General features: G+C 37.1%; 24 protein-coding genes and 2 pseudogenes. 20 read left to right on the top strand and 6 right to left on the bottom strand.

Annotated elements, in window-relative coordinates:
- Positions 1-110: 110 nt before the first annotated feature.
- The 5 genes from I592_RS19725 (at position 111) to I592_RS19705 (ending at position 4,484) form a co-directional block, all read left to right on the top strand.
- Complete coding sequence (locus tag I592_RS19725) at positions 111-878, top strand: replication-relaxation family protein (RefSeq protein WP_010782325.1); 768 nt, start codon at positions 111-113, stop codon at positions 876-878.
- A gap of 5 nt (positions 879-883) precedes the next feature.
- Positions 884-1,513, top strand: coding sequence for a SprT-like domain-containing protein (locus tag I592_RS19720; protein ID WP_208856174.1), 630 nt, complete (start codon positions 884-886; stop codon positions 1,511-1,513).
- Between the two features lie 91 nt (positions 1,514-1,604).
- Positions 1,605-2,552 (top strand): SPFH domain-containing protein, encoded by a 948-nt coding sequence (locus I592_RS19715; protein WP_010782323.1) that lies wholly within the window; start codon positions 1,605-1,607, stop codon positions 2,550-2,552.
- A 1,032-nt stretch (positions 2,553-3,584) separates the two neighbouring features.
- Positions 3,585-4,040 (top strand): single-stranded DNA-binding protein, encoded by a 456-nt coding sequence (gene ssb / locus I592_RS19710; protein WP_010782428.1) that lies wholly within the window; start codon positions 3,585-3,587, stop codon positions 4,038-4,040.
- A gap of 183 nt (positions 4,041-4,223) precedes the next feature.
- Positions 4,224-4,484, top strand: coding sequence for a hypothetical protein (locus tag I592_RS19705; protein WP_010782429.1), 261 nt, complete (start codon positions 4,224-4,226; stop codon positions 4,482-4,484).
- Positions 4,485-4,814: 330 nt separating this feature from the next.
- Here I592_RS19705 and I592_RS21805 read toward each other — a convergent pair whose 3' ends face one another.
- The gene (locus I592_RS21805) at positions 4,815-4,976 is read right to left on the bottom strand and encodes a hypothetical protein (protein WP_155857538.1); all 162 of its coding nucleotides are present in this window, start codon (positions 4,974-4,976) and stop codon (positions 4,815-4,817) included.
- A 477-nt stretch (positions 4,977-5,453) separates the two neighbouring features.
- On the opposite strand from I592_RS21805, the gene I592_RS19690 reads away from it, so the two are divergent.
- Genes I592_RS19690 through I592_RS19680 form a run of 3 tightly spaced genes read left to right on the top strand, consistent with a single transcriptional unit; the run spans position 5,454 to position 6,915 of the window.
- Positions 5,454-6,200: a DNA/RNA non-specific endonuclease gene (locus tag I592_RS19690; RefSeq protein ID WP_010782443.1), complete on the top strand. Its 747-nt coding sequence runs from the start codon at positions 5,454-5,456 to the stop codon at positions 6,198-6,200.
- Positions 6,201-6,215: 15 nt separating this feature from the next.
- Complete coding sequence (locus I592_RS19685) at positions 6,216-6,710, top strand: hypothetical protein (RefSeq protein ID WP_010782442.1); 495 nt, start codon at positions 6,216-6,218, stop codon at positions 6,708-6,710.
- Between the two features lie 13 nt (positions 6,711-6,723).
- On the top strand, positions 6,724-6,915 hold the full coding sequence (locus I592_RS19680; protein ID WP_010782441.1) for a hypothetical protein: 192 nt from the start codon (positions 6,724-6,726) through the stop codon (positions 6,913-6,915).
- Between the two features lie 148 nt (positions 6,916-7,063).
- Here the strand turns inward: I592_RS19680 and I592_RS19675 are convergent, their stop codons facing one another.
- Both I592_RS19675 and I592_RS19670 read right to left on the bottom strand, forming a co-directional pair.
- The gene (locus I592_RS19675) at positions 7,064-7,552 is read right to left on the bottom strand and encodes an HXXEE domain-containing protein (protein WP_010782440.1); all 489 of its coding nucleotides are present in this window, start codon (positions 7,550-7,552) and stop codon (positions 7,064-7,066) included.
- A gap of 419 nt (positions 7,553-7,971) precedes the next feature.
- Positions 7,972-8,421 (bottom strand): GyrI-like domain-containing protein, encoded by a 450-nt coding sequence (locus I592_RS19670; RefSeq protein ID WP_010782439.1) that lies wholly within the window; start codon positions 8,419-8,421, stop codon positions 7,972-7,974.
- A 155-nt stretch (positions 8,422-8,576) separates the two neighbouring features.
- On the opposite strand from I592_RS19670, the gene I592_RS19665 reads away from it, so the two are divergent.
- From I592_RS19665 to I592_RS19645, 6 genes are all read left to right on the top strand, one after another.
- Entirely contained in the window at positions 8,577-8,834 is a 258-nt protein-coding gene (locus I592_RS19665; protein ID WP_010782438.1) for a hypothetical protein, read from the top strand.
- A 16-nt stretch (positions 8,835-8,850) separates the two neighbouring features.
- On the top strand, positions 8,851-9,321 hold the full coding sequence (locus tag I592_RS21190; protein ID WP_044927002.1) for a DUF2786 domain-containing protein: 471 nt from the start codon (positions 8,851-8,853) through the stop codon (positions 9,319-9,321).
- A gap of 18 nt (positions 9,322-9,339) precedes the next feature.
- Positions 9,340-9,513, top strand: coding sequence for a hypothetical protein (locus I592_RS21515; RefSeq protein WP_010782436.1), 174 nt, complete (start codon positions 9,340-9,342; stop codon positions 9,511-9,513).
- Positions 9,514-9,569: 56 nt separating this feature from the next.
- Entirely contained in the window at positions 9,570-9,833 is a 264-nt protein-coding gene (locus I592_RS19655) for a hypothetical protein (RefSeq protein WP_010782435.1), read from the top strand.
- Between the two features lie 134 nt (positions 9,834-9,967).
- Positions 9,968-10,408, top strand: coding sequence for a hypothetical protein (locus I592_RS19650; protein ID WP_010782434.1), 441 nt, complete (start codon positions 9,968-9,970; stop codon positions 10,406-10,408).
- Between the two features lie 73 nt (positions 10,409-10,481).
- Positions 10,482-10,790 (top strand): hypothetical protein, encoded by a 309-nt coding sequence (locus I592_RS19645; protein WP_010782433.1) that lies wholly within the window; start codon positions 10,482-10,484, stop codon positions 10,788-10,790.
- A gap of 279 nt (positions 10,791-11,069) precedes the next feature.
- Here the strand turns inward: I592_RS19645 and I592_RS19640 are convergent, their stop codons facing one another.
- Positions 11,070-11,585 carry a VanZ family protein gene (locus tag I592_RS19640; protein ID WP_010782432.1) on the bottom strand — a complete coding sequence of 172 codons (516 nt, stop codon included), beginning with the start codon at positions 11,583-11,585 and terminating at the stop codon, positions 11,070-11,072.
- 180 nt (positions 11,586-11,765) lie between these two features.
- Positions 11,766-11,939, bottom strand: a pseudogene (locus I592_RS21185) (ISL3 family transposase); the annotation flags it as partial.
- Between the two features lie 295 nt (positions 11,940-12,234).
- Between I592_RS21185 and I592_RS21180 the strand changes: the two are divergent.
- From I592_RS21180 to I592_RS19620, 6 genes and pseudogenes are all read left to right on the top strand, one after another.
- A pseudogene (locus tag I592_RS21180) lies at positions 12,235-12,372 on the top strand (IS6 family transposase); the annotation flags it as partial.
- A 196-nt stretch (positions 12,373-12,568) separates the two neighbouring features.
- Positions 12,569-12,706, top strand: a complete 138-nt coding sequence (locus tag I592_RS22345) for an aminoglycoside 6-adenylyltransferase (protein WP_244265229.1) — start codon at positions 12,569-12,571, stop codon at positions 12,704-12,706.
- A gap of 323 nt (positions 12,707-13,029) precedes the next feature.
- The gene (locus tag I592_RS19635; RefSeq protein ID WP_010782411.1) at positions 13,030-13,875 is read left to right on the top strand and encodes a PRD domain-containing protein; all 846 of its coding nucleotides are present in this window, start codon (positions 13,030-13,032) and stop codon (positions 13,873-13,875) included.
- Positions 13,868-15,289, top strand: a complete 1,422-nt coding sequence (locus I592_RS19630) for a PTS transporter subunit EIIC (protein ID WP_010782412.1) — start codon at positions 13,868-13,870, stop codon at positions 15,287-15,289. Before I592_RS19635 ends, I592_RS19630 begins: the two co-directional genes overlap by 8 nt.
- Positions 15,258-16,043, top strand: a complete 786-nt coding sequence (locus I592_RS19625) for a ChbG/HpnK family deacetylase (protein ID WP_010782413.1) — start codon at positions 15,258-15,260, stop codon at positions 16,041-16,043. The genes I592_RS19630 and I592_RS19625 overlap by 32 nt, the downstream gene beginning before the upstream one ends.
- A gap of 2 nt (positions 16,044-16,045) precedes the next feature.
- Positions 16,046-16,510 carry a PTS sugar transporter subunit IIA gene (locus tag I592_RS19620; protein ID WP_010782414.1) on the top strand — a complete coding sequence of 155 codons (465 nt, stop codon included), beginning with the start codon at positions 16,046-16,048 and terminating at the stop codon, positions 16,508-16,510.
- A gap of 23 nt (positions 16,511-16,533) precedes the next feature.
- On the opposite strand, the gene I592_RS21870 is transcribed toward I592_RS19620, so the two are convergent.
- Positions 16,534-16,875, bottom strand: coding sequence for a hypothetical protein (locus I592_RS21870; protein WP_010782415.1), 342 nt, complete (start codon positions 16,873-16,875; stop codon positions 16,534-16,536).
- Position 16,876: the final 1 nt, after the last annotated feature.

Genomic DNA, 16,876 nt, shown 5'->3' with positions numbered 1-16,876 from the left:
AACAAAACTTGGGGGACTTCAAAGCGGAAAAAGAGAAAAAAACTCTCTTTTTCTAGGATAGATAAACTCATTTCATGAGTTTATCCCTTTATTGAAAGAAGATGATACCAATGAATCCAATTCTCTACAATTATCATGTCAATAAATATACGAACAGTTCAAGCAAATATTTGTTTTTATGCATCTTGCATGAACTAAGGATCGTTTCAAAATATCAGATGATCGAATTACTCAATTTCAGTATAGATATTAAAGAAAATGGTGTTACTAAGATAGGTGATAGTTTATTTAAAGATGAAATGATTGAGAAATTTAAAGAAAGCAATCGAGTGTACTATTTTCTCACTAAAAGGGGGTATCAGAGTGTCGGTGGTTACTACTCCTTGCCGAAAGTTCCTGAATACAATTTAGCGCATCATTTAGAAATCAACGACTACCTCATTAGCGTGATTAAGCGAGTAAAAGATATGCCTTCGTTGAAATACATTCAATCTGAACGAAGAATCGTTTTTGAGACGAAGGACTATACCGAAAATTCGAAAGGGAAAAAATATTTTGTTCCAGATTTTATCTGTCGATTTCTGACAAAGGAAGAATACGAAGTGGACTGGTGTTTTGAAATTGAATTGACACTAAAATCTCGTCACAGATATATGAAAGGGATCTTCCCCAAATATATTAAGCAGTTGAAAAAGTTTGAAGAAGAACATCTTTTATATGTCACACCTAGCCCAATTATCAAACAAGAATTAGAACTCTATAGACAAAGTTTTGAAATTGACGATCAAGTATACAACCGTCTGCACATTATGTCAGCAGATAATTTCAATCCTGAGTTCACGAAATTATTAACGACTGATCCGTACATCAATTGGTGAAACAGATGAAAAAAATAATTGGAGAGTTCCCAGGAGATGTGACCCTTTCAGAACCTATCAGAATGCTTGAGAAAGCTTTCGATTTAGTGAACAAACACTATTTTGAAAGTGCACTTTCAAAAAGCGTTATTACCGTTCAAAGCACGCCACGAGCATATGGGCACTTTACGACGAAAAAAATTTGGAAAGATAACCGTAAAGAGAGCTATGAAATTAATTTAGGAGCAGAAACGTTGCATCGACCAATTGAAAATGTCATAGCGACGTTGATTCATGAAATTGTTCATCAATATTGTGCGGAAAATAATATTCAGGATACGTCGAGAGGGGGGACCTATCACAATAAAAGATTTAAAAAGGAAGCAGAAAAACGAGGATTGATTATCTCGTACGACCAACGGATAGGTTTTAGTATTACCGAACCGTCTGACGACTTACTTTCTTTCGTGAAAAGTACGAAGTGGTTAGGACAAATCTCTTGGCACCGCCAGACAAGGGGAGGTGATTCAGACGTTACTACGAGTTCATCAAGCACTAGGAAGTACCAGTGCCTGAGTTGTGAAACGAGCGTGCGTGCAACAAAGGAAGTAAATTTGATTTGTGGCGATTGTGACAAACGCATGGTTCAAGTTTGATGGAATAAAAACGGGAAAGAATCCAAAAAGCTTGAAGTATGAAGACTCAAAAATGGTAAACTATATTTATTAATGAAAAGGGAGTAGAGGTATGTTTATTATCAACTTAGTTTTGTATTTAGTTCTATTTGCTATTTTAGCAAGAATTATTTTTAGCATGGTTATTATTGTGCATCAAGGAGAAGTCAAAGTCGTTGAAAGCTTTGGGAAATACGTAAAGACATTAGACCCAGGTTTACACTTCCTGATTCCAATTCTGTACAGCGTTCGAACGAAAGTTTCGTTAAAACAAACGCCATTAGAAATTGATCCTCAGAGCGTCATTACCAAAGACAACGTAATGGTCGAGATTGACGAAGCCATAAAGTACCACGTGACTGATGTGAAAGCCTTTGTTTATGACAACGAAAATTCCGTGGTATCGATGATCCAAGACTGTCAATCCAACCTACGTGGCATTATTGGTAAAATGGATCTGAATGAGGTATTGAATGGCACAGAAGAAATTAACGTGAGTCTATTTGAAAGTGTGAAAGATATTACCGCTGGGTATGGACTTTCCATCGATCGTATCAATATCGGGGAAATTTCTGTCTCCGACGAAATTATTACATCAATGAACAAATTAATTACGGCCAGTCGTGACAAGCAATCCTCTATCACGATTGCTGAAGGGAAAAAGCAATCAGTTATTTTGGAATCAGAAGCGAAAGCCTCAGAAATGCAGATTGATGCGGAAGCACGCGCCAAGCAAACAAAGATCGACGCTGCTGCACGTGCAGAGCGTACGAAGATCGATGCAGATGCAGAAGCAGCACGCATCAGCAAAATTACTGAAGCCGAAACGGCACGGATCAAGGAAATCAACCAAGCAATATCCGACAGTAAACTCAACGAACAGATGATTGCCTATCTTGGAATCGAAGCGTTTAAACAGGTTGTCGAAAGTGATACGAATACAGTCATTATGCCAAGTAACATGACGGAGCTTGGAAACATCCCCGTCGCAAAAGAATTGTGGAATAAAACCGATAAGTAAGCTCTTTTTTGTGCCGCCCACATTCCGACCGCCGCCACCACTTAGGGCGGCACAAAAAAGCGGGCAAAGCCCGACAGACTAAACCCGAAATTGGTTTTCTTTTTCAAATATGGTATAATACAAGAGAAAAGAGAGGTTGCTTCAACAACCTCCCTTAGTAGCACCGTTTAAGACGGTGACCATTTAACTGAATTATTTTCGAAAAAATAATCGTCCCTGGCTAAAGTAGACGGTTATTTTTTATTGTCTTTATTACTGATCGTCACGATTAATGTTGCGAATGCTACCGCAAACATTAATGCTTGATAAACAGTCAAGGTTATTCCTTTCTAGGGATAAAACCTAAGAACAATAACATAGGCGTCACCCCTTTTTAATAGGATTAGCCACCGTCACAAACTTCACTACCCTATAATTATACCATAAAAACCAGTTAGAAACCTTTTGCGAAAGGCTTTTGGCTGGTTTTTTGTCGCCAAAATATCCGAGTTTCTTCCTTGCTCCAACCGCCACCGCCGCTCGGAAGAAAAAAGATTAAAACACGTAGGTCAAACCCGATGGTCACTCGAAGCATAGCTCCGACTTCTCATGACCTAAAAGACGGAGCGGAAGCAATCGTTACACGATTGCCTCGAATCATTATTTTTTGGTTTTGCGCTACATTTTTACCATTATGTACGCTTGCTAGTTGCGAAACAGGTCGAAGCTTCAGCGCAAGCGCTGTTCACCCTGTTTCTCACAAGCCGCTTCGAAATTTAACAAGGGTGAAGTAAACGGCTGCGCCGCCCTTGCCAAATTTCTGACAGATGGTAAAAGCTTCGCAACAAAACGCAAAAAATTCAGCCTTTCGTCTAAACACTTCGTAGCACCAAACAAAAAAATAGATGAAAGGTCAAAACCAGAAAGGATGAAGATATGAAAATATTAAAAAGAAGGCGGATTGAACAGCATCATATTTTTGGATGAAACAAAATATAAAATTTCATGGAACATGTGGCACAATTGCGATTAAAATAGAAAAGAGGAAAAAATATGATTAATAATGTTGTATTAGTAGGAAGATTAACGAAAGACCCTGATTTACGATATACTCAACAGGGCAAAGCTGTTGCTACTTACACACTTGCAGTAAACCGCAAATTCACCAATCAAGCGGGGAACAAAGAAGCTGATTTTATCAATTGTGTAATATGGGGAAAACGAGCTGAAGCGTTAGCGAATTATTGTAGAAAAGGCGCACTGATTGGCACTACTGGTCGCATTCAAACAAGAAATTATGATAACCAACAAGGACAGCGTGTTTATATCACAGAAGTAGTGGCAGAAGACTTTCAAATGTTGGAGTCAAGAAGTGTTTCCGAGTCAAGAGACACAAAGCATAAAGAAACTAGCCACAATTCAACTCAGCATCAAGAAAATTTACCTGAAGATCCAGATTTGAATGGACAAGATGTTAGTAATACGGATATTCCTTATTACGGTGAATAGTATTTAAAACACAAGTGCTTTTTTGATACTCGAAATCGTCAAATGTTCCAGGAGATATGGGAAGGTTTCGAGTATCAATCTATTTAAATTAAACAGTAAGTTTCTGCAATTAATTAGAGACTTGAAAGGAGAACATCATGGCTTGGGAAAATATCAAAAAGAGTGGAAACCTATACCTTTAGAATGAAACCACAAGTATGGGATACGATTCAAAAATTCAAAGGTGAAGGAAGAAATGAAAAATTAGAAAACTTAGTTCATTTCGCGCTATTCGAAAGATCCGCAATTCAGAAAGAAATTGATCAGCTAGAGGAAACACGTGAATCGCTACAACAGGAGATCGAAGAGTACAGAAATTTAATCGGAAAATTGAAAAGGGTAGAATGGGGAGTGAACGATCTATTAATGATCGCGGATGGTATTGAAAAAGGCGAAAACAAATGATACTCAATAAACGACCTGGCCGCCGGCTGAAGTTGAATAAAATGAGTATCAAATATACAATCATTAAAAAAGAAGCGAAGAAAAGACAATCAAAATACGGATTGTTTTTTCTTCGCTTTTTTTCGTGATACTCAAAAGCACGCTAAGATCTTTTCGATCGATTGCAAAAGCGAGTATCAAAACCTCAAAGGAATAAATGAGTTGCTTCGTCTGCGGTGCAGCAGCCCTTGACTCAAACCGCAACTCATTGACTTTGGTTGGTGGCAACTAGTCCATTCAATTCTTTGTGCCTACGTTCCTTCGGCAGTCGAATTGTCCTTTGTTTGCTTCCTACGTCCGCAAAGTCGGCACTTGGACAACTTGCCATTTTTGTGGGAGCCACAAAAAGACCAAAGCGATCAAAAGGACAGTCACTCGAAGCATAGCTCCGACTTCTCGTGACCTAAAAGATAAAGCGGAAGCAATCGTTACACGATTGCCTCGAATCATCATTTTTTGGTTTTGCGCTACATTTTTACCATTCTGTACGCTTACTAGTTGCGAAAGCAGGTCGAAGCTTCAGCGCAAACGCTGTTCACCCTGTTTCTCACAAGCCGCTTCGAAATTTAACAAGGGTAAATTGAACGGCTACGCCGCCCTTGCAAAATTTCTGACAGATGGTAAAAGCTTCGCAACAAAACGCAAAAAATTCAGCCTTTCGTCTAAACACTTCGTAGCACCAAACAAAAAAATAGATGAAAGGTCAAAACCAAAGGAGCGATTTTTATGAAAAGTGTTGTTTGTCGGTTGCCTTATTCGGTAAGAGTGCCAATGTATGTGTTAACTGTTTTAGTTGTCTTCCTGATCGAAAGGTTGACAATCTTAGCGAAAGTGTTGTTTGTACTACTGGTTGCTGGAGCTATTATCCTTTATTTTTGGATGTCACTATCAGCAAATTCACTATTCTTTTTTATAAACTAGGAGGTCAATATGAGACGAAAATTTTATCGCAAGAGGATTTCCTTTCTAGGAATCTTGATCATGTTATTAGGATGTTTCGGCGGCTGCTCACAGCAGTTTGCCGGACTATTTGATGGAATAGAGATACCGTTCCTGAATTCCAAGCTCGAGAACGTAGGAAGTCTGGAAGATATACCCACGTTCGATGGCGAAAATATGGTGGTTTCAATCAATGACAATCAACCGTTGTTTTCTGAAGATGATCTCGCGATCACACCCAATGGTTGGCAGGATTTCAGTGATCTTGACGGATTGAATCGAGTCGGTCCGGCTAATGCACTGCTGCATAGAAATATGATGCCAAACTATGAGCGGGGAGACATCAGCAACGTTTACCCTTCAGGATGGCATCAAAAGAAATTGAGTGAAAATCAGTGGCTTTACGATCGCTGCCATTTAATCGGGTTCCAATTAACAGGGGAAGACGCAAATTGGAAAAACTTACTCACCGGAACCGCTCAAATGAACAGACCTAAGAAAAGCTCCATGCTGGAGTATGAGAATATAGTCGCTGAATATCTCAGAAGCACTGGGAACTACGTCCGCTATAGAGTAACACCGTACTTCGTTGGAGAAGAGCTAGTATGCCGCGGGGTACAAATGGAAGCTCAGAGCATTGAGGATGATCAAATTAGTTTTAATGTGTTCGTGTTTAATCGTGCGGACAATGTAAATATCGACTACGCGACAGGCAGAGCGATAATTGAGTCAAATTAGAAGGGAATGGAATAGATGGGACAATTTGAAAAGGCTAAGAAGCGATTTAACGGAATCATGATGACGATTTGTTGCGAACACATGACGATCGGAACCGGTTTTAGTGAGGAACCTCAGCTGAAATCTGTCAAAGAAATGGTAGAAGAGTGCGAATATTGGTTGAGCTGCTACTACGAAGGTGGACATACAAGAGAGAAAATGCGACACGAAGAAGAGGAAGAGAGAAAACGATGGAGATCTGAAGTAGGCAAACTTAAACGATTTATTGAGGCATACAAGGTAGATGAACCAGAGTTGGACGAAGAGCAGGGAGAATTATTAAGGCATTTAAAACATGTTTACTCATGGCAGCATAGCCACGCGTTAGATTTGATCTACTACCTGGTTGATAGAAATACTAGCATGTTTGATGAAGATGTTATTTCCTTGTACCTGTCAATGGATGAAACCGCAACACTACTGGTGATCCAATTATTTATCGAATGGGTCCAAGGAAAAGGCGAAAAATAAGGAGGACAAATTTATGTATAGAGTAGAGGGAAGCAACGGATCTTATGATCTATATCGAGTTAATTCGAAGGGACATGATCATCATGTAAAAAGTGTTCCTACTGAATTAGAAGCACTGCAAGCAGGATTTGATCTAGCGAACTATGATTTACAAATTGCGATATTGGATTATAAAGAACTCGAAAAAAAGCTTGCTGAGTATTAACCTAATTGGTTTGAGAAGCTTCCAGCGGCCGCTGAAGCTTCTCAGACAATATATCTTGGTAATTATTGAAATAATAGCTCCTATAGTTGGGGCTATAACAGAAAAAAGTCAGTCAAATAAATTGACTAACGGTGAAACAAAGTGCCTTTCATTTGTGTATGATCTTACTTCTTTTTTTGTACTTGTAAATATTCCATAGTTCATATAGAGAGCCTAGAATTAAGTCTGGGATTATATCGCTTATGAGTAGTGTCCCACTTAAAAATGAAAAAATGTATGCCAAAACACAGATAGGAATATAAAGTAGAGCCCCAGTAATCATTCCAGGAGAATATCTCTTAGTGTGAATAGCACCTAAAATATGTGTGAAAAAGGCATTCGCAGCTAGGAACGTAGAGGCAATTAGGAATGAGTTGTAGGATGTTCCTAAGAAAAATACACTGATGGAAATTATTGAAACAATAAGAAACGCAATTATATTTACCTTTATATAATATCGCGGTTTTTGTTTAGATAGTGAAGGTCTGAATGTATGATACCAATCAATAAATCCTCCTGGAAAATAAAATTCCTCGAAACAATGCAATAAAAAGGAGAAAGGTAATATCAAGACAAGCACTTTCATTATAGTTGCCATTAAAAAACCTCCAAAATGATGTGAATTATGAATTAAATTAATTCTACTCCAAATATTCAATTTGTAAATAGCTAAACATGAAAGTATTTATTTAAGAAATCACATAGTTAATATACGAACTATTTATTTTTTAACTCAGAATAATATCCTACGTAAACGGAGGAAATCAATGAAACAATTTTTATTTTCAGCATTTACATTTTGGATAATGCTTACAATTTCTGGATATTCATGGAAGAAATCACCAATTTGGTTAAGGGCATTCTTGTTAATCTGCTGTTTAGCATTATCGACTTGTTTTGTGGCCACTCTCGTTTATTATCTTTTAACCAAATAAGTAGTCAATGAAAAACAGGATAGTTCCACTAGATGGGGCAATCAAGTAGAAAGAGAACCTACGAAAGGTTCTCTAGAAAATCTTATTGCATTTTTATCGGTACTAGCATTTCGCAGCGCCCCGCATTGATTAAACTAATTCTATACCTCTCTAAAATAGGTCTAGAAAAATCTATCGCATAAGAATCTTGAGTTAATAAAGATGCAAAAGTATTCCAAAAAGCTGAAACAGCATTGCTAGTATGGTCGATTTCGAAAATTGCATAATCACCTGAATCCAAGTCTTTTGAGCTCATATTTGGTATGGCAACATCTGATTCCACAGCAACATCATAACGACAATGTTCTGCCGATATTTTAGTAGGATCATCTAATGCAATACCGTAGATAACTGTATTTTCAGAGAAGAGCTTTTCTTTTTTTAAGTGAGCCTTTACAGAGTCCATTAAAGCATGGTTTTCGGGTCCATAAGAACCTACTCGACGTTTAAAAAAAACTGTTTTAGATGATAATGATTCAATTAAATAATTCATATATGTTCCTCCAAATGTTTTATTGGAAGATTGGCCAATCATTCCCTAAATTCATTCTATATTCATTTAAAATTTTTTTCATCAAAATTTTTAAATAAGTAATACGATTAGGTTTGTAAAATTTCTACTTGCGGAGGAAACAGAGGAGGTATTCAATGGATAATAAATCTGAAAAGATCGTAAAAACGTTCAAGAGGGCGAGTATTCAAGAGGTTGTAAATAAAATTCAAAAGGAAGCTAAAACGACTGATTTAATGAGGGTTGAAGTTTTCGAAGATTATGATTTAGAGGTCGGAGGAGTTTTCCGAGGGTGCAGCACATCTGAGGAATTTTACACAACTACAATACCTTTATCAGATGAAATAGCACTAGAATACGATTTAGCAAAGCACTTAATAGAGATTTCTTTATGAAATGGGGGAATGGGGATTGGAGAACAAAAGACAACAGAAGATTCAAAAGTTACTAGCATTGGCTAATGACGCCAACGACGAAGAGTCTATGACAGCGTTGGCAAAGGCTCAGGAATTAATGTTAGAGCACAAAATTACTGAAGACGACCTATTTTATTACAAGCAACAGCAAACCAAAAGGGAAGTGGTTGACAAAGTAATATACCAGGGGCGGCCAGAAGTTAAACGAAAGTGGAAACGCAAATGCCAGCTTAAACAAGATTACATTGAAGGCTATCTAAGGGGGTTATCTAGCGCTTTAAACGAACAGGTAACTACAAAGGGGTATGAATTAGCATTGCAACTTCCAGAAGCAGTAATTCAGGCAATAGAGAAAAAGAAGTTTGTAGAAGGGAAAGATGTTTCACACAAAGTCCAAGACAATGAAGCCTTAGTAGCAGGATTTAAAGATGGTCTAAAATATAAACAAAGAGAAATGATTACGTAGTAGAATAGGAGGTACACAATGGGCGTTACAAGAAATCCTTACAAATTCTATGATAGAGAGTCAGCCGCTGTTAAGCGAATGTCAGAAGAGTACAATATAAGCGAGGCAGAGGTAGTCAGGATAGCGGTTCGGATGCTTGACGATAAAGAAAGAGCAAAATTCCCTATACCGCAATTGCAAAAGAAAAAGTGATATCACTTTTTCATAAATACAAGAAAAGTGATATCACTTTGAGAGGAAGCTTGTTCTTGGAAAGAGATCAACAAATTAGTATAAGTTTCATTATTCATTCAAATTCAGAATCACGCAGGCAATTGATCAAGTGCCTATTGGCCGAACTTATAGAGTTAGAGCTTAAAGGTGAGATACTAGCTGAAGAGACTCGCAATGAGGTTCTAGAGAATTCGGATTCAGAATTTCTGCCTGTAGCTAAAGCGCTTGAATTAGAAATGAATAAAGTCAGAGTTAACGAAGTTAAATCTATACTTGATAGATTATCAGGAGAAAAGTGATAATCGAACACTCTCCAGGATCTCCGACGTCGATCGCAAAAGCGAGTATCAAAAAAGTGATACTCAAAAATTGCCCTGGCCGCCGGCTGCAGGAGGAAAGAGCGAGTATCAAATTCAGGAAAGGATGAATGACTATGAAGTGCAAGTATTGCAACTTAAATTTAACCAGCACAGATAAGGGGTACTATTGCACAGAGTGCGATTTATTCTTTACTGAAGCTGAACTAATCAAATCGAGGAAGGAATTATTACGCAAACCAGAACTGACAGAAGATCCGTGGTTCTTCCAGTACGTTACTACAAAGGAGTTGTTGAATTGTCTAACGATCGAGCTTTATAACTATCTTTCGTTAGCGAGAAAGGCTCGTCGAGATTTAAACAACAAAGTGCACAGTGCTAATAGGAAATCTGACAAGCTAGATCAGGATAATCTTCGTGAGGTTACTAAGACGCTGCATAAGATAGAAACAATCCTAATTGAACGAAACGGGTATGTGCCGGCCAAGATATTTTCTTCAACCATAGAAAAGGAACATGAAAAACTTCTAGCCGCCCAAATGAAATTTCGTAGATAATACGAACTAAAAATATCGCATTTGAAATAAGTGGGCATTGCCCTACTACTAACCATTAGCGGGAGGTCTACTCATGGATAAAGTTATTGATTTCAATTCAAAGTTACCCAAAAATACAACCATTGCTGTTCTTGATAAAGCGGACAATCAGTTGCGGGCATTTCTTTCTACAGAAACAACCGAAACAAGGTATAGTTTTACTCAAAAAAGAGATAAAATGAAATTGGTTACTGTACAAGATGCAGAAGAAATTATACAGGATCTATGTTCATCGTTTGAGGATACGGGGATCAGAACATTTAATGAGGATACTCAACTTTGGTCTATTACTCCTATGAGTGAAATTGAATTTGTCTCAGCATTAGTTGAATATGAAGAATGATCTAGCAATGAATCTCCGCAAACGGAAGGTTTGCTCTCGCTGTTTTGCTAAGACAACAGCTCGCACGATAAGGCGTCTTTAGATATTAATGTGCAAGCTATGAAAGTACTATCAATCATTTAAATTGATACTCGTTTTTGTGATCGACGTCGGATATCCTGGTGAGTTTCTGAGTATCGGTAGATCAGCAAAAAGAGTGTTGAAAACGCGATTTTAGGTGAAATCAATTAACTTAGTTAAATTAGCGATTATGGCAAACAGCCAAATAAATAACTGTTTCTAATTCACAATTACTAAAAAAATCAGAAAAACTAAGCAACAGGTGAATATAATCATACCTACCACAGTCAATATTCTATCCAATTTATTTTCTTTAAATAACAATTTTAAAAAGCTGTATATTAAAAGGCCTACAGTCCCTCCTAATGTATTAGTTATTATATCTGTAATATCTGTAGCTCCTAATCCAAAAACAAACTGAAGAGCTTCAATACTTAAAGAGAATAAAAAAATGTACATTATTTTTTTTGCGAAAGAAGAATTTTTATCAATGATTCCCAACAACCCACCAAAAGGTATAAAAATAAGAAGATTATTTATCATTTCTGAAAAATCAATCCCTTGATTTAATACTACAGAACCTTTAAAAGGTATTAAATTGATACTTCTTGATTGATTATTAAATTGAGCAACTACTTCACTAAAAGAAAGTGAAAATTTGAATAATAATATCCAAATTAAGACAATTAAATATCCAACAAATAAAACTTTCCCCATTCCGGTACTGTTTTTCACTTTATCACTCCTAATAATAGATGTTAGTTTTAATATAGTTTATTTTCAGGTTCTTCGTCAAGTCGTGTTGGTGGAGACCAATCTGAATAAAATATAGGCTATGTGCTGCACGATATGAAAGCGATCGGTGACGATCTCGGCATTTGGAAACACGATAAAGGGTGAACAAGCGATTGGTGTCCCGTCAACACAAATAAAGCTCATAGCTCCAGAAATGGATTTCATTGATTTAAATTCATCCATACATAAAACGGTCGGCAGGTAGTTTTAATTCGACTGATAGTTCTTTGTCGCCTCTCTTAAAATTCGAGCAACAGTATTATCGGAAACAAAGTACTTCTTTGCGATCAATTTTCATAGAGTTTTAAATAATCCTCTTTCAATTAAACAGCTTGCAAATTTTAAATCAAAAAAAACACCTCCTAAATTATTGAAAAAGATACATAACTTAACTTATTCTCATTCTTATTGTAGTACTTAATCAATTAAAAAAAAATAATAAACAACTAACAGTAAGCGTATAAATTATCTCGGGCGGGTTTTGTTGCAAAGTTTTTCAATTAAGTCCTTTTAGTGTAAAATCTAGCTAAAATGACCCGGGAGGAACGAAGATATGAACCATTTTAAAAGAAAATAATACCAAGAAGACGTGATTATTGTGGCTGTTGGTTATTATCTTCGATATAACCTCAGTTATCGTGAAGTTCAAGAAATTTTCTATGATCGTGGCATTGAGGTCTGTCATACAACCATTTACCGTTGGGTTCAGGAATACGAAAAATTACTTTGATTAAGGGATTATTAGGGATTCCCGCTTAATAAAAAAACTAATTTGATAAATGTTGATTTATTTTTTACCTTTGCAACAGAACCGCGGGGCGAAAGTGTTGCTAGATAAAACTAGAACTACTCAGCAGCTGATTCCTGAACGCTTTGAAAGGACTGTTGCATAGCCCATTACTGTTGAGAATTTTGATTTTACAGTGAATACTTTTTGGTTTTTGGCAATTTATCTTACCAAGCAAATCGTGTACGAGGAGTTGTGGACGGTCAAACTGCGAGAGGCTGAATGCAAACAGGTTCTGCTCCAAACGATCGAATGGTGTCTTTGGAAAATTTGATGCGGCGGATAGTTGGCGTGCGTTGCAGGAGACAATTAATCTGTATGAAATGATGTCGCATAAACTGGCGGAGCAATATCACTATGCCTAGCCTGAAGAATTGGTGGTTGAGATGAAGTTATGGGTTGAAGAACATGCTGTTATTTTGGATAAATAGTAAAAGAATTCAAAAGCAGTTGACAACGTTTTCCTTATCGGCTATTCTTTAAGTGAAATTTAAATAAAAATGGATTGTTACTCTTTGAGGCATTACCATTCTCTTTAAAAAAGGAGGGTGTAGTGTGTACTCAAAGAGTTTTTTTATTGGAAAGGCGGAGGAGTAAATGAAAATTATTAAGAAGATTAATAATAATGTTGCGGAAGCGATTGATGGGAATGGAAACCATTTGATTGCTTTTGGCAAAGGGTTAGGCTTCCCTAAAACTCCTTATGAATTAACGGATCTGAATAAAATCACAATGACGTTCTACAAATTAAGTGAATATTTTGAAGGACTATTGAAAGAAATACCTGAGGAAATTTTGAATTTGAGTGCAGAGATTGTCAACATGGCTCAGAAGGAATTAAATGGACAATTGAATCCCTCTTTGGTTTTTAGTTTGGCCGACCACATCCAGTTTTCGATCCAGCGTTTGACAACTTATAAAGATGTTCGAATGACATACTCGTATGAGATAGCTCAAATGTACCCAAAAGAAAGTCTATTAGCCGAAGAAACAGTCAAAATGATTCAGCAACAGATCCATATCGTATTACCTAAAGGAGAGCTGACAAGTATTACGATGCATTTTGTTAATAGTCAGTCAGAGTACAAAATATCGCAAGAAGAAGTATTGATCGAAGAAATTATTCAGCAAACAACGATCTTGATTGAACAGGATCTGCACATTGTGATTGATCGCGATGAGTTTAACTACAATCGTTTTTGCATGCATATGTTTTATTATTTAAAGCGAATGCGCAGTGGAGAAGAATTGATTGGTCCGGGAATGGAAATGTTGGATTCAATCAAAGAACAACATTCGGAAATTTATCAGCTAGCACAAAAGGTTGGTAAATTGATTGCACAACTTTATGGAATTGAATCGAATGAAGATGAATTGGTTTATTTAATGATTCATATGAACCGTTTATACGAAAAAAATATGAGGAGTAAAAAACATGACTAAATTTAATGAATTGGCACAATCCATTTTAGAGAATATTGGCGGCAAAGAAAATATTTCAAACATGACTCATTGTATGACTCGTCTACGTTTTAACTTGAAAGATCAAAGTAAAATCAACGAGGATAACTTAAAAGCAACAACTGGTGTATTAGGAGTTGTTCAATCAGGTGGACAATATCAAATCATTATCGGACAGACTGTAAATAAGGTATATAGTGTTTTATTGGAATTAACAGGTAGAGCAAAGGAACAAGAAGAAACTGAAGAAAGCAAAGAGAAAGAGCCGTTTACACTAAAAGGTCTAGGAAATAAGATTTTAGACTACTTGGCTGGAAGCCTAACGCCTTTGATTCCAGTACTAATTTCTGCCTCGATGTTTAAGATGGTCATGGCAGTTTTTGGACCATCAATGTTGAACTGGATTCATGAGGGCAGTTCTTTAGCAACATTACTGACTTTTGTTGGAGACGCGGGTTTCTATTTCTTTCCTGTTTTTTTAGGATACACTGCTGGAAAAAAATTTGGAGTCACTCCTGTTTTAGGAATGTTTTTAGGAGGCGTTTTGCTTCATCCGACTTTTACTCAGATTGCTGCAGATGGCACACCTTTTGATATTCTTGGTATTCCGGTTGCCACACAGAATTATGCAAGTACTGTGATACCAATGATTCTCTCAATCTGGATAATGTCATATGTGGAAAAATTCTTTAAGAAAATTATTCCGTCAACGTTAGGAACAATTTTTACACCAACTTTGACCATGGTGGTTATGCTGCCAATCACGTTAATTGTATTAGGTCCCGCAGGGTTTGTGGCTGGAGAATATATCAGTAAATTTCTATTATCTTTAGATGCAATTGGTGGTTTTCTAGCCGTGGCAATCATTGCAGCATTGTGGCAATTTTTGGTAATGACGGGTATGCATCTATTGATGATCTCCACAATGATTACACTTTTTGCGCAAAATGGGCAGGATTCATTAGTATCGCCTGCAGCTATTGTTTCAAGTATGTGTGTTGCAGGAATGTGTTTGGGTTCGTTTTTACGTTTGAGAAATAAAAATGAAAAAGCACTTGCTTTTAGTTTTCTAGCTGCGTGTCTAGTCGGAGGTGTTACTGAACCCGGCGTCTATGGTTTGGGTGTTCGATACAGAAAACCATTTATTGGTTTAATGGTTGGTGGACTTGCTGGTGGGTTGTATGCAGGCTTAACAGGTGTCACCGCCTATACGTTGATTCCAGTAGCAAATTTTGCTTGTTTAATCTCTTTTGTTGGTGGAACTAATGGAAATATGATTAATGGATTTATTGCTTGCGGAATAGGATTTGTCGTTTCAGCAACTGTTACGTATGTCTTAAGCGCAAAGGAGGAAACAAAAGAAAATGACAAATTACTTGAAGAAGGTATTGCTTAGAGCGGATGACCTTGGTTATTCAGAGGCTGTTAATTATGGGATAGAAAAAACTGTGAAGGAAGGCTTGATTCAAAGTGTTGGAGTTATGGTAAATATGTCTGCGACCGCTCATGGTGTAGAATTATTAAAGAACGAACCAATCGCTGTTGGTCAGCACACGAATATTTGTATTGGAAGACCATTGTGTGATCCAGAGAAAATACCCTCTTTAGTAGATGAAGAGGGTAATTTTAAATCGTCCAAAACGTATCGAGAAGCGGCAGTAGATTTCGTTGTCTTTTCAGAAGTAATGTTGGAGATTGAGGCACAATATCAACACTTTTTAGAACTATTTGGAAAAAGGCCAGATTATTTTGAGGGACATGCAGTAGCGAGTGATAATTATTTCAAGGCGATGGAGCAATTTTCACTAGAGAATGAGTTGAAATATTCTGGATTGCCACAAGGTCAAGAGCCTAATTCTCTGACAAAGGACGCATTTATTGATGTGAATGGTACGAAAGTCTATTTATCAATGGAGTCAATGCAGGCGAATTATGATCCTTATCGTACTTTTGAAAAGCTGCTTGCGAATCTTCATGAGGATGGGGTTGACATGATGATTTTCCATCCAGGTTATTTAGACGATTATATTTTAAGAAATTCTTCGTTGTTGATTCCTCGTACTGCTGAAGTGGCATTTCTTACTGATTCTGCTGTCAAAAATGAATTGGAGTTATTAGGTATTGAACTGATTAATTATAAGGAAGTGTAGGCATGTTTTTCAAAAAGAAAAAAAGTTTAAAAGCCTTTGTCACTGGAAAGGCTGTTCCTCTGTCTGAGGTGAAAGATGAAGTCTTTTCAACTGGTATGATGGGCGATGGCATATCAATCATTCCTAAAGAAGGGCTGATCATTTCTCCAATAGATGGAAGAATAGAGGTGGCTAACCCGCAAATGCAACATGCAATCGGATTGAAGACTCAGGAAAACATTGAAATGCTTATTCATGTAGGAGTGGATACAGTGAATCTCAAAAATGAGGGACTTGAGCTACTAGTATCTGAAGGGCAAAAGGTGAAAACGGGCGATCCTTTATTACGTTTTGACCGAAATATTATTTCTTCTGCGGGGTTGGACGATGTAGTAATGCTGATTATTACTGACTCCAAAGATTTTCAGTTTGATTTTTTAACAGGAGTTGAAGTGATCAAAGGAGAAGAAATTGCTACTTGGAAGTAGACAAGCAGAAAACAAACCCGCGGTCATCTGATTGCGGGTTTGTTCGTTTTTCCGTCTATTTCATTGGCAATCGTGAGACCCACTGGTTTCTTTAGATCCTCAGTAGAAGCGTTAGAAAAAATGTCTTTTGTCTTCGTCGATGATGGATGGCCGGCCCGTTTTTTTTTGACGTTCGGCCAGTCGATATAGGTTTGAGTGTACTCTGTGCCATCAGAAGTAGGAACAGAATTTGAACGAACTAAGGTACTATAAAAACCGTCAAAAATAGTATGGTGGAAATCGGTTCGATTAAAAAGAAAATACACTCCGATAAAAGGAACTATACTTATTGGAACGAACGCTAGGATACTTATTTTTCTGCTCATT

It is taken from the genome of Enterococcus gilvus ATCC BAA-350 (assembly GCF_000407545.1).
Taxonomy (GTDB): domain Bacteria; phylum Bacillota; class Bacilli; order Lactobacillales; family Enterococcaceae; genus Enterococcus_A; species Enterococcus_A gilvus.
This window is presented reverse-complemented; position numbering and strand designations above follow the sequence as displayed.